This window comes from Micromonospora trifolii, from assembly GCF_022229005.1.
Classification (GTDB): Bacteria; Actinomycetota; Actinomycetes; order Mycobacteriales; family Micromonosporaceae; genus Micromonospora; species Micromonospora trifolii.
The window spans coordinates 89,333-101,343 of record NZ_JAKKFD010000008.1 but is presented as its reverse complement, the minus strand read 5'-3'; the positions used below and the strand labels follow the sequence as shown (position 1 = coordinate 101,343).

Here is a 12,011-nt window from a genome sequence, read left to right as displayed (position 1 = left end):
TCCCGAGATCCACGAGCAGGCCATGCGACGCCTCGCCGACCTGACCGGCCTCGTTCCGGTCGAATACCCCACCACCCGCCAGGTGGGCGCGAGCGCGGCAGCGCGAGCGGCGGACATCAACGCCGCCTTCGCGGATCCCCAGGTACGCGGCATTCTCGCCGTCATCGGGGGCGACGACCAGATCACTGTCATTCCCCACCTGGACGCCGACCTGGCCCGAGCCGACCCGAAGCCGTTCCTCGGCACCAGCGACAACACCAACCTGCACCACTGGCTCTGGGGCCTCGGCATCGCCAGCTTCTACGGCGGCTCCTCCCAGGTGCACCTTGGCCCCGGGCCTGCCGTCGATGACATCCACGTCCGGTCGCTGCGAGCGGCGCTACTCACCGGGGAGCGGCTGGAGATCACCGATCCCGGTGAGTCCGAGGACGTCGGCATCGACTGGGCAGATCCGCAGGCGTTGAAGTCCTTTGGAGAGCGCGAACCGACGGAGCCGTGGAGCTGGTACGGGCCGCGCCGCGCAGTCACCGGCCGCACCTGGGGTGGCTGCCTGGAAGTCATCCAGTGGATCCTGACGGCGGGGCGCTTCCCGTTTCCCCCGGAGGTCCTGAACGGCGGGGTTCTGACGATCGAGACGTCGGAGGAGCTTCTCCCCGCCCGCGAGGTCGGCTGGATCGTTCGATCGCTGGGCGAACGCGGTTTCCTCAGCGCCGTCGACGCGGTCCTGGTCGCCCGTCCGCCGGTCTCCGACCACAGCCGTCGACCCGCAGCCGCAGATCGGGTACGGCTCCGCGAGCAGCAGCGGGACACTGTGGTCGACGTGGTGAACCGCTACAACTCCGAGGCGGTCGTCTGCGTCGGAGTGCCGTTCGGCCACACCAGACCGCAGTGGATCCTTCCCCACGGCGGCCCGGTCACCGTCGACGGCGTGGAGCGTCGAATCTTCGCCGACTACCGATAGGAGGCCGCAGGGCATGGAACCGACACAGACAGCGCTCATCGTGCCGATACCCGAGGCCGAGGACGCGGTGGGCCGGTTCCGGGCATCGCTCGACCGGGCCGCCTCGTGGGGCGTGCCGGCGCACGTGACAGTCCTCTACCCGTTCCTGCCGCCGCAACAGATCAATGAGCAGGCCCTGGCGGTGCTGCGCGAAGCCTTTGCCGGGATACCACGGTTCGACGTCGCACTGACGCACGTCGACTGGTTCGGTGACGCGGTCCTCTGGCTTGCTCCGCAGCCAGACCTGCCCTTCCGCGACCTCACCGAGGCAGTGTGGCAACGGTTCCCCGAGGCACCCCCGTACGCCGGGGCGCACAGCGATGTGGTGCCGCACCTGACCATCGGTCACGACGCCGCCAAGCCCGTGCTGAGCCACGCCGCGGAAACCATCTCCGCGCACCTGCCGATCAACGCGGCCATCGACAGGGTCCTACTCATCGCCGGAACACCTGACGTGAGCCCGTGGCGCACCGTCTGTGAGTTCCCGTTGGGCGCCCACCCTCAGCGGCCGGCTGGTATTGGACTACAAGCGACCTCGGCATGACCTCCAGGCACGGCCGGTAAACCGGATCTCCCGGGAAGCCCCCCAAGGTCACGGCTTGTCGATCAGCGCGATCAGTGCGGCGTCGCCCTGCGCGTTGATCACGGGATCAGGAGCGGCTCCCATGGTGACTCGACGGCAGCCGTCGAGTTCGACATAGGTGTGCGGGCCGCTGCCGGTCATCGGACTCAGCACCGCGAAGCGGCTGGCGCGGCTATGGCACGGGTTCGCCGGCCCGGACGAGCGCAGCGCACCCCCGATCGCCGCCCGTCGATCCTCCGGCAGCACCGTCCCGTGCGCGAAGTCGCCGTCGAGCATGCGGCTTCCCTGCTGACTCTTCGGCACGTCGTAGACGCAGAGGCGGACCTGCCGCCCGGCGGGGAACGGCTCCGGCAGGGCCCCGGGACGGGCGTCAGGGTCGCTCGTCCTCGCCAACGCTGTCATGTCACAACCCGCCGTGGGCGACTCGGCGAGCCGATGGGTTGCCACGATGGTCAGCGGCAGGGCATAGAGGGCTTCACTGACCGCGTCGGGGAGATGGTTGTGGCAGGTAGCGAGCGGTATGCCGGGCCGTGTCCACCGGCCCTCCGCGTCGACGAGCGCAAGCCAGGGTGGCTTCTCCAGGTTTGCCCTGCACGCGGCGCCGGGGTTCTCTGGTGCATCAGGCAGGCGGAGCACGGCGGCGAGGGCGGCGAGAGCGGCGGCGTCGTCGCTGCGCTGTTCCGTCACCAGCACGTCCTCGCCCCCGTTGGCGCGTTGCTCCAGCCGGCAGATGACGGCCTCGGCGGGGATGAAGCCATCGCCGAGGCGGGGCAGGGCGGCTGCCTCCTCGGTCCGGACACTGAAGCCGCGCTTGACCATCTCCGGTGCAGCCTCGACGCACGAAGTCCACTGCCCCTGTCCGCCGGAATCGCCCGCCATCGAGGGGGCACGGTTGCCATCGGTGAGGATCTGCGCCCCTCCGACGCCCAGTCCAACGGCCATGGCCACGGCGAGCGCGGCGGTCCCGATCAGGCGCTGCCGGTGCCGGCGGACCCGCCTGGCCACCTTGACAACGCGATCTGGCGGCGGCGTCAGTGGGGGAACGGCGTTGGTCAACAGGAGCCTGATGTCCTCGTCCTCACGCGTCACTTCTCGACCTCCAGGCGCCGAACAGCTCAAGATTCGGATCGGTACGCAGAATCCGTAGGGCACGGAAGGCCTGCACCTTGACCGTGTTGTGCGAGCAGCCGAGCACTTCCGCTGTCCGCTGCACCGTCAGGTCCTCGACGTAGCGGAGCACCACGATCGCCCGCTGCTGCCGGCTGAGCCGGTCCAAGGCGCGGCGTACGGCGTCCCGGTCGGCGGACTCACCTGCCATGTCGCCACGGGACGGCTCGTCCGGTGGCTGGCTCGGAATCTCGCTGCGCCAGCGCCGCCGCCACCACGAGACGTAGGTGGTGAACAACGCTCGGCGCAGGTACGCCTCGGGATGTCCGGCACTCTTGATCGTGGCCCAGCGCCGCCAGACGTCCGCCAGGACCGTCTGCAACAGATCCTCGGCCCGCCCGGCATCACCGGTCAGCAACCAGGCCGAACGCAGCAGTGCATCGGAGCGCGCCGCGACGAACTCGGCGAAGCCTTCCGGTGGCGCCAGTTCCCGAGGTCGTTGCATCGTGTGTGTACCTCCCACCACTTGAACGCTCTGGGAGGGCAGCGAGGTTAACGCAGGAACGGCCGGGGTTCGGGGCCTTCAGGGTCTTGTCGGCCGCGAGCGCTGCTGGCCGCAACAGCATCGAAGGCCCTGGCTAGGACTCTCGTCCTGGCCAGGGCCTTCGCAGTGGAGCGGGTGACGGGAATCGAACCCGCACTGTCAGCTTGGGAAGCTGATGTTCTGCCATTGAACTACACCCGCAAGCGGCACCACTGTACCCGAGTCGTCGAGCCCGTGCACCCAGGTACCCCTGCCGGCCGCAGGTGTCCACGTGCCGCTCCGCCCGGCTTGATCCACTCGGCTTTCTGGAAGTCGGGGCATCCGGAGCGCTGGGACACCGCGATTTTCTTGACGTCGAGTTGATCACCGCCGGGGGCGGGGCGCGGGGCTTGCGCGGACGCCCGGTGCCGGCTCCGTTACGACGGGGCCGGCACCGATGATCTTCCGGCTGTGGTCAGGCGGCCGTGTACTGGACGTCACGGCTGAGGCGGGTAGGGCGCGCCTGCGGGACGGCGAGGGGCGCGGCCACCGGCGGCGGGACGTTTGGGTCGAGCCACACCCGAACGGCCGGCCGACCCGGCGGGAGGCCCGGAATGCCCGCGATGTGCTGCTCGCGGCGGGTGAGCATGGCCACGTCGACAGTGAACTCGAAGAGCCGCCAGTCGACCTGCGGCTCGGCCCGGGCGCTCTGCGCCAGCTGCGCCACCCGGACCGGATCGGTCACCGGACGGGCGCGGCCCGCCACGTACGCCTCGTCGTCGCTCTCCTCCGCAGGGAACGAGTGCAGCGCGTAACGGCCGTCACGTTCGAGGTCGCGGCGTTTGGGTGAGTCGATGATGAAGCAGAACAGCCCCTCGGCGGTGATGACCGGGGAGACCGGATGGACGCGGGGCCCGCCGTCGGCGCGGACCGTGGCCAGATAGCCGAAGCCCGGCCCGTATTGCTGGAGGAGAACGCGGATCCCGTCGGCGAGTCGGGGCTCGTCGGCGGCGAATTCGGACCAGGAAGCCATGTGGGCATTCTATCGAACAAATGTACGAGCAGCGACCTCGGCGCGCTGGTCACCGGCACCGAATCCGGCCACTTTTGGCAGCGCGGCTATGGTGGTCCGATGCTGCTCTCCGACCGCGACCTGGTCTCCGAGATCAAGGCCGGCACGCTGGGCCTGGAGCCGTTCGAGCCCACCCTGGTCCAACCGTCCAGCATCGACGTCCGACTCGACCGGCTGTTCCGGGTCTTCAACAATCACCTCTACACCCACATCGATCCGGCCATGCAGCAGGACGACCTGACATCGGTGGTCGAGGTTCCCGACGGTGAGCCGTTCGTGCTGCACCCGGGGGAGTTCGTGCTCGCCTCGACGCTGGAGGTCATCTCGCTGGGTGACCAGCTCGCCGGTCGACTGGAGGGCAAGAGCTCCCTGGGGCGGCTCGGGCTGCTCACGCACTCCACCGCCGGCTTCATCGACCCGGGATTCTCCGGCCACGTGACGCTGGAACTCTCGAACGTGGCGAACCTGCCGATCACCCTGTGGCCGGGCATGAAGATCGGGCAGCTCTGCATCTTCCGGCTCTCCTCGCCGGCCGAGCACCCGTACGGCTCGGTGGTCTACGGCTCGCGTTACCAGGGCCAGCGGGGGCCGACGCCCAGCCGCGCCTGGCAGCACTGGCGCACCTGGCCAACCCGCTGAGGCCCACCCGCTAGAACACAGACGACGAGGGCCCGCCGCGACGGATCGCGACGGGCCCCTCGGTCACCAGGGGTCAGCCTGGGCGGCCGTAGCTGTGGATCGGGCCGTCGTCGACCTTCTTCATCTTGACCGGTTGACCGGCCTGCGAGGCGTGCACCACCCAGCCGCCGCCGACGTACATGCCGACGTGGTGGATGTCGCTGTAGTAGAAGACCAGGTCGCCGGGGCGCAGGTCGCCCTTGCTGACGTTCTTGGTTACCCGGCTCTGCGCGGCGGCGTTGTGCGGCAGCGACACGCCGGCCTTCGCCCAGGCGGCCAGCATCAGCCCGGAGCAGTCGTACGAGTTCGGGCCCTCGGCACCCCAGACGTAGGGCTTGCCGATCTGCGCGCAGGCGAACTTGACAGCGGTGCCCGCGGCGCCGCCGGGGTAGCTGCCCGGGCAGGGCGCCGGACGCAGCGGACCGCCGCCGCCGCTGCCGTACACCTTGAGGCGCAGCTTCTGGAGGCGGTCGATCTCGTCGTTGATCTGCTTCTTCTTCGCCGCCAGCTGAGCTTCGGTGCGGGTCAGCTGGGCCACCATCTCGTCCAGCGGCGCCTTCTGCGCGGCCAGCTGGTCGCGCAGGTCGGCCACCTGGCGTACGTCCTTCTGCTGGTTGTGCGCGAAGCGGTCGAGCATTTCGAGCTGGCCGACCACCTCGCTGGGCGACCGGCTGCCCAGCACCGCGTTGACTGTCGAGACATTCTCGCCCTTGTAGGCGCGTACGGCCAGGGCGCTGACCTTGTCCATCGCGGCGTCGACCTGGCGCTCAAGCGGAGTGATCCGGGCGGCCAGCGCGTCGGCCTGCTTGCGCTTCGCGGCGAGGTCGGTGCGGGTGGCGTTGTGCCGTTCGATGATCGGTTCGAGCTTGTTCCAGTCGGCGTCGATCTGGCGCTCGATCTCGGCGACGGACGGGTCGGCGTGAGCCGCCGTGGCACTGCCGGTCAGGACGACGGCGATGCCGGCCAGCGCGGCGAGAGCGGTGGTGAAGCGGGACCAGCGTGGGCGCGGCGCGATCGACGTCGGGCCGGCTGATGCCGACCGCTCGGACGACGGCCGCGGGGCATGGAGTGCCACCGGGGTCTCGTACTCCTTCTTCCTGACCGCCTACCGGGTTAGCTGACGGGTTCGGGCGGGAAGTCGGCGCCCTACCGCAGTGGCTGCGGATTCACCCCGAGGGACCTGGGTCCCCGGTTCGCTCGGAAACGACTCGGCGGTGTCGGTCCGTTACCGCCCGGGCTGGGCGGAGCTGCTGTCGGGCCGACAAATGACCAGAGTAGAGACGCCTGTTACCGATCCGCAACCCGTGCGGCCGTGACACTCCGTACGGATTGGACTAGGTCACCGACCGTGTGTGAAGAATTCTTTCCATCTACTTCGATAGATAGAAAGGTATTGACGCGACCTCCCGGACGGCGCGATGGTGACCTGACCTCACTCCGCGAGAATCTAGGGGGTTCGATGCACCATCCAACCCTGTCGGCCGGCTGGCGCGCACTGCTCGCCGCCACCGTGGTCGCCGCCGCGACAACGGTGCCACTCTCCGTCGGCCCGGCCGCCGCCGCGCCCAACACCGACCGCCAGCAGCAGTACGCCGCAGCGGCCACCGAGTACGGCGTGCCTGCCGTCGTGCTGCTCGGCGTCTCCTACCTGGAGTCGCGCTGGGACACCAACGCCGGCACACCGAGCACCAGTGGCGGCTACGGCCCGATGCACCTGACCGACGCGCGGCACGTGGCCGCCCTACCCGGGCGGGGCCACCACGACGCCGGTGCCGAGGATCCACGCGGCGACGATTCCCGTCCCGCCCGGGTGCCCGCGCCCCGCCCGGTCGAGGCCCCCGCGCCGTCCACCGCCGCGTTGCAGACCGTGGACGCCGCCGCCACGCTGACCGGCGCCACCCCCGAGGCACTGCGCACCGACGCGGGCCTCAACATCCGGGGTGGGGCCGCGCTGCTGAGCGCGTACCAGAGGGATCTGGGCGCGCCGGTCGGCGCGGACACCGACCCGGCGGCCTGGTACGGCGCGGTGGCCCGCTACTCGGGCGCGGACAGCGCCGACGCCGCAGCGGCCTTCGCCGACGAGGTCTTCACCACCATCGGCGCTGGCGAAGCCCGGGTGACCGACGACGGCCAGCGGATCACCCTGCCGGCCCGCGTGGTGCGGCCCGAGCGTTCCTGGTTGGACCGGCTGGGCCTGCGCCGGCTGGCGCGCCCGGACGGGGTCGAGTGCCCCCGCACCATCTCCTGCGAGTGGATCCCGGCACCCTACGAGGCGTTCGGCGACGGGGACTACGGCAACCACGACCTCTCCGACCGACCCGCGCGGCAGAAGATCGAGTACATCGTCATCCACGACACCGAGGCGAGTTGGGCCACGACCCTGCGACTCGTCCAGGATCCGACCTACGTGAGCTGGCACTACTCGCTTCGCTCGGTCGACGGGCACATCGCCCAGCACGTGAAGACCAAGGACGTCGGCTGGCACGCCGGCAACTGGTACGTCAACGCGAAGTCGATCGGGTTGGAACACGAGGGCTTCGCGGCGCAGGGCACCTGGTACACGGAGGCGATGTACCGGACCTCGGCGAAGCTGGTCCGGCACCTGGCGCTGCGGCTGGGCATCCCACTGGACCGCCAGCACATCATCGGCCACGACAACGTGCCCGGCACCATTCCCTCGACAGTGCGGGGGATGCACTGGGATCCGGGCCCGTACTGGGACTGGACGCACTACTTCGACCTGCTGCACGCGCCTCGCCTGGACACCGGCACCCCGGCCACCGGGCTGGTCCGAATCGACCCGGACTACGCCACCAACCAGCCGGCGTTCACCGACTGCGTCACCCCCGGCGTGCCCTGCGTGCCACGCGGCTCCTCGGCGGTGGTGCTGCGCAGCGCACCGTCCGCTGACGCGCCGCTGGTAAACGACATCGCGCTCCGCCCGGACGGCAGCCCGAACACGATGGTCGTGTCGGACCACGGGGCCCGGGCGTCCGCCGGGCAGACGTACGCGCTGGCCGGACGGCAGGGCGACTGGACGGCGATCTGGTACCTCGGGCAGCGGGCCTGGTTCCACAACCCGGCGTCCGCGCCGACCGCCAGCTGGACCGTCGGCGTCGTGGCCACGCCGAAGCCCGGACGGACCACCATTCCGGTCTACGGACGGGCGTACCCGGAGCAGTCCGCGTACCCGGAAGGGGTGCCCTACCAGGCGATCTCGCCGCTGCAGTACACCCTGGCGGCCGGGCAGCGGTACGCCGTCGGCGCGGTGCTGGCCGGCGAGTACTACCGGGCCAGCACGTTCGACGGCTCCTCGCCCGGCGACTGGACGGTGATTCGCGGCAAGAACCGGTACGCGCAGATCCAGTTCGGCCACCGGATCATGTACGTCGACCTCGCCGACGTGCAGCTGCTGCCGTCCCCGGTCGGCGCGCCCCGCTGAGAACCACGAAGGCCCCCGGTCGGTGACCGGGGGCCTTCGTGTTGCGCGAGGTGGATCAGCCAGGTCTGCGGAACCCGGCGACAGGCATGGTGTTGATGCTGGACACCTGCACCGGCTTACCGGCACGTGGCGCGTGCACCATTGTGTTGTTCCCCAGATACAGCCCGACGTGACTCAGGCCGGAGAAGAAGAAGACCAGGTCACCGGGGCGGGCATCGGCTCGCGAGACGGCCTTGCCCTCGTTCCACTGGTCACCGGTGTGGTGGGTGAGGTAGATCCCGGCCGCCTTGTAGGCGTACTGGGTCAGCCCCGAGCAGTCGAACGAGTTCGGCCCGGTGGCACCCCAGACGTACGGCTTGCCGACCTTGCCGCAGGCGGTCTTGATCGCGGTGCGTGCCGCTGCGCTGAACACCCCGTTGATGGTCGGGCAGGCCGCGGTCTTGACAGTGGTCTTGGGCATCGACGCCTCAAGCTGCTTGATCTCGGCGTCGATCTGCTTCTTCTTCGCCGCCAGCTCGTTCTGCTGCTTGGTCTGGGTGACGATCAGCGCGTCCAGCTTCTGCTTCTCGCCGTCGTACTTGGCCCGCACGGCCAGCACGCCCTCGACCTGCTTGCGCTCCTGTGAAGCGAGCCGGTCGAGGATGGTGAGCTGCTCCGTGAGCGTGTCCGGCTTGGCGCTGACCAGCAGCGCGCCAATGTCGTGCGACGGGCCCGAGATGTAGTAGCGGGAGGCGAGGTCGCCGACCCGGTTGAGCGCCATTTCGCTCTGCAGCGCCAGCGGTTCGATCTTCTTCTGGAGGTCCGCCGACTTCTGCCGGTTGACCTTCAGCTGCGCCCGGACCTTGTTGTACTGCTCGATAGTGGGCTCCAACTGCTCCCACTTCTTGTCGATCTGCGCCTCGATCTCGTCGACCGTGGGCGCGGCATGTGCCGGCGCGGTCAGCAGACCGGCGCCGACCGCCGCCGCAGCGACCAGGATCAGCACCCGGTGCGCGGCGCGGCGCAGGCCACCAGAGCGAGCAGACGCAAACAGGTCGTGACGATGAGGGGGCATGGTTGCCACCGGCACCGACTCCTTTGCAACCGACCGCCGGGCGCCTCGCGTGAGGGAAGGGCCGAGGCAGACGACCCACAGCGGTCGGTGCCCCACATTAGGGAAGCTTGAGGCGGTAATCAAGGTGAGCGCCGTAACCATCACTGTCGTGCAACCGCTTGCACACCAAGGGTATTGGTCCATCAGCCAACGATTGCGGTCAATACATCGTCAAGAGTGACCACACCGAGCGGCCGTCGCCCGTCGCTGACCAGCACCATGTGCCGCCGCTCGCGGCGCATGGCCAGCAGCAGATCGGCCAACGTACGCTCCGGCGGCACCACCGCCAGCGGCCGGTAGACGTCGGCCGGCACCGGGGACCGGCGACCCTGCCCGGCGTACCCGAGCACGTCCTTGACGTGCACAAAGCCGAGCACCCGACGGGTCGACCGCTGCACCACCGGGAACCGGGACCGGCCGGTCCGGGTCGCCAGCACCTCCAGCGACGCAGGCGACACGTCCTCGGCCACTGTCACCACAGTCGACCACGGTTGCAGCGCGTCCGCCGCCGTCCGCGCGTGCAGGGCCAGCGCGCCGGTGATCCGCGCGTGCTGCTCCGCGTCGAGCAGCCCCTCGGTTCGCGCCTGGGAGACCAACCCGGCCAACTCCTCGGCGGTGAAGACCGTCTTCACCGCCTCCGACGCCTCGATCCGCCAGAACGCGAGCACCCGTCGGGCCGCCCATTTCATCGCGAGCAACAACGGTTTGGTGGCCACACAGAATGCCAGCATCGCCGGGCCGAGCCAGAGCGCGGAGACCTCCGGGCCGGCAAGCGTGATGTTCTTCGGAACCATCTCGCCGACGACAGTGTGCAGGAAGACCACCACGCCCAGTGCCAGCACGAACGCCACCGGGTGCACCGCCCGCTCCGGCAGGCCGGCCGCGTGGAACGGCGGCTCCAGCAGGTGGGCCAACGCCGGCTCGGCGATCGCGCCCAGACCCAACGAGCAGACAGTGATGCCGAGCTGCGCGCCAGCGATCATCAAGGGGATCTGGTTCATCGCCGACAACGCCCAGCGGGCGCGTTTCGACCCGGCGGCCAGCGGCTCGATCACTGTCCGGCGGGACGCGATGAGCGCGAACTCGCTGCCCACGAAGAACCCGTTGCCGAGCAGTAGCAGCACTGTCACCAACAGTTCAGTCATCGTCGTCCGGATCCGCCGGGCGCAACACCCGGACCTGCTCGATCCGGTGCCGCTCCACCTCGACCACAGTGAACTCCCAGCCGCCCGTCTCGACCGTCTCGCCGGCGAGCGGGATGTGCCCGAGCCGGGCCATCAGGAACCCGGCCAACGTCTCGTACGGCCCCTCGGGCAGCCGGAAGCCGGTCTGCTCGGCCAACTCGTCGGAGCGGAGCACACCGTCGACCAGCACAGTGCGCTCATCGCCCGGCACTGTCAGCTCGGCCGACCCGTGGTCGTCCACGCTCGCCGGGTCGAACTCGTCGGCGATCTCTCCGACCAGCTCCTCGACGAGGTCCTCGACGGTCACCACGCCGTCCGTGCCGCCGTACTCGTCGACCACGATGGCCAGGTCGGCCCCGGCCGCCTTCAGCGCGGCCAGGACACCGTCCAGGTTCAGGCTCTCCGGCACGTACACCGGCTCACGGGCCACCGCGGCGACCCGGGTCGACGCCCGGTCGGCCAGTGGCACGCCCAACGCGTCCGGCACGCCGGCCACGCCGGTCACCAGGTCCAGTGTCTCCTCGTACACAGGGAAGCGGGTCCGCCCGGTCCGCCGCGACTCCTCCAGCAGCTCGGCCACTGTGGCCGTGGCGCGCAGCGCGACCACGTCCACCCTGGGGGTCATCGCCTCCGCGGCCCGTTTGTCACCGAAGCGGATGGTGCGACGCAGCAGCATCGCGGTGTCGGTGGGCAGGGCCCCGGCCCGCGCCGAGATACCCGCCAGCAGGCCCAGTTCCTCCGGCGAGCGGGCGCTGGCCAACTCCTCCTGCGGCTCCACGCCGAGTGCCCGGACCAGTCGGTTCGCCGATCCGTTCAACCCTCGGATCACCCAGCCGAACGTCCGGGAGAAGGTGTGCATCGGGCCGGCCGTGGCCAGCGCTGCCGGCATGGGCCGGGCCAGCGCCGCGTTCTTCGGCACCAACTCGCCGAAGAGCATGGAGATCAGCGTGGCCAGGGCCAACGCGATGAACGGGGTGAGCCGCTCGGTGCTGTCTCCGGCCAGCGGGCGCAGCAGCGGGGTGAAGAGCCGAGCCAGGGCCGGCTCGGCCAGGTAGCCGGTGAGCAGCGCGGTGATGGTGATGCCGAGCTGCGCCCCGGAGAGCTGAAAGGAGAGTTCGCGCAACGCCGTGCGTACCGTCAGGGCGGCCTGGTCGCCCGCGGCGGCCCGCCGGTCGATCTCCGCCCGGTCGACAGTGACCAGGGCGAACTCGGCCGCGACGAAGAACGCGTTGCCCGCGGTCAGGGCTACGAAGCCGACCAGGGGCAACAACGTCGTCAAGAGTAGGCCGTCGATGTCGCCTCACCTCGGCGAGATTCTTGCACGACGGC

11 protein-coding genes, 1 tRNA gene and 1 riboswitch are annotated in these 12,011 nt (G+C 70.0%); of the genes, 4 read left to right on the top strand and 8 right to left on the bottom strand.

All coding sequences use genetic code 11. The annotated features are described in order from the left end of the window. Positions 1 to 22 precede the first annotated feature (22 nt). Positions 23 to 961, top strand: a complete 939-nt coding sequence (locus NIE79_RS05840) for an LD-carboxypeptidase (RefSeq protein WP_238677627.1) — start codon at positions 23 to 25, stop codon at positions 959 to 961. Between the two features lie 13 nt (positions 962 to 974). Next, positions 975 to 1,544, top strand: a complete 570-nt coding sequence (locus NIE79_RS05835; protein WP_238677560.1) for a 2'-5' RNA ligase family protein — start codon at positions 975 to 977, stop codon at positions 1,542 to 1,544. 48 nt (positions 1,545 to 1,592) lie between these two features. Here NIE79_RS05835 and NIE79_RS05830 read toward each other — a convergent pair whose 3' ends face one another. From NIE79_RS05830 to NIE79_RS05815, 4 genes are all read right to left on the bottom strand, one after another. After that, positions 1,593 to 2,672, bottom strand: a complete 1,080-nt coding sequence (locus tag NIE79_RS05830) for a hypothetical protein (RefSeq protein WP_238677559.1) — start codon at positions 2,670 to 2,672, stop codon at positions 1,593 to 1,595. Next, positions 2,662 to 3,195 (bottom strand): SigE family RNA polymerase sigma factor, encoded by a 534-nt coding sequence (locus NIE79_RS05825; RefSeq protein WP_238677558.1) that lies wholly within the window; start codon positions 3,193 to 3,195, stop codon positions 2,662 to 2,664. The genes NIE79_RS05830 and NIE79_RS05825 overlap by 11 nt, the downstream gene beginning before the upstream one ends. A 166-nt stretch (positions 3,196 to 3,361) precedes the next feature. Further along, positions 3,362 to 3,435, bottom strand: a tRNA-Gly gene (locus NIE79_RS05820). A 253-nt stretch (positions 3,436 to 3,688) separates the two neighbouring features. Continuing rightward, positions 3,689 to 4,246: a pyridoxamine 5'-phosphate oxidase family protein gene (locus NIE79_RS05815; protein ID WP_238677557.1), complete on the bottom strand. Its 558-nt coding sequence runs from the start codon at positions 4,244 to 4,246 to the stop codon at positions 3,689 to 3,691. 99 nt (positions 4,247 to 4,345) lie between these two features. On the opposite strand from NIE79_RS05815, the gene dcd reads away from it, so the two are divergent. Beyond that, the gene (gene dcd, locus NIE79_RS05810; protein WP_089018323.1) at positions 4,346 to 4,924 is read left to right on the top strand and encodes a dCTP deaminase; all 579 of its coding nucleotides are present in this window, start codon (positions 4,346 to 4,348) and stop codon (positions 4,922 to 4,924) included. Between the two features lie 73 nt (positions 4,925 to 4,997). Here dcd and NIE79_RS05805 read toward each other — a convergent pair whose 3' ends face one another. Continuing rightward, a complete protein-coding gene (locus tag NIE79_RS05805) occupies positions 4,998 to 6,038 on the bottom strand; it encodes a C40 family peptidase (RefSeq protein WP_238677556.1) in 1,041 nt (346 codons plus the stop codon). Positions 6,039 to 6,051: 13 nt separating this feature from the next. Next, a riboswitch (cyclic di-AMP (ydaO/yuaA leader) is annotated at positions 6,052 to 6,187 on the bottom strand. Between the two features lie 235 nt (positions 6,188 to 6,422). Here NIE79_RS05805 and NIE79_RS05800 point away from each other — a divergent pair. Beyond that, positions 6,423 to 8,405 (top strand): N-acetylmuramoyl-L-alanine amidase, encoded by a 1,983-nt coding sequence (locus tag NIE79_RS05800; RefSeq protein WP_238677555.1) that lies wholly within the window; start codon positions 6,423 to 6,425, stop codon positions 8,403 to 8,405. A gap of 55 nt (positions 8,406 to 8,460) precedes the next feature. Here NIE79_RS05800 and NIE79_RS05795 read toward each other — a convergent pair whose 3' ends face one another. From NIE79_RS05795 to NIE79_RS05785, 3 genes are all read right to left on the bottom strand, one after another. Next, entirely contained in the window at positions 8,461 to 9,474 is a 1,014-nt protein-coding gene (locus NIE79_RS05795) for a C40 family peptidase (protein ID WP_238677554.1), read from the bottom strand. 167 nt (positions 9,475 to 9,641) lie between these two features. After that, the gene (locus NIE79_RS05790) at positions 9,642 to 10,643 is read right to left on the bottom strand and encodes a hemolysin family protein (protein ID WP_238659890.1); all 1,002 of its coding nucleotides are present in this window, start codon (positions 10,641 to 10,643) and stop codon (positions 9,642 to 9,644) included. Further along, positions 10,636 to 11,961, bottom strand: a complete 1,326-nt coding sequence (locus tag NIE79_RS05785; RefSeq protein ID WP_238677553.1) for a hemolysin family protein — start codon at positions 11,959 to 11,961, stop codon at positions 10,636 to 10,638. The genes NIE79_RS05790 and NIE79_RS05785 overlap by 8 nt, the downstream gene beginning before the upstream one ends. Positions 11,962 to 12,011 lie beyond the last annotated feature (50 nt).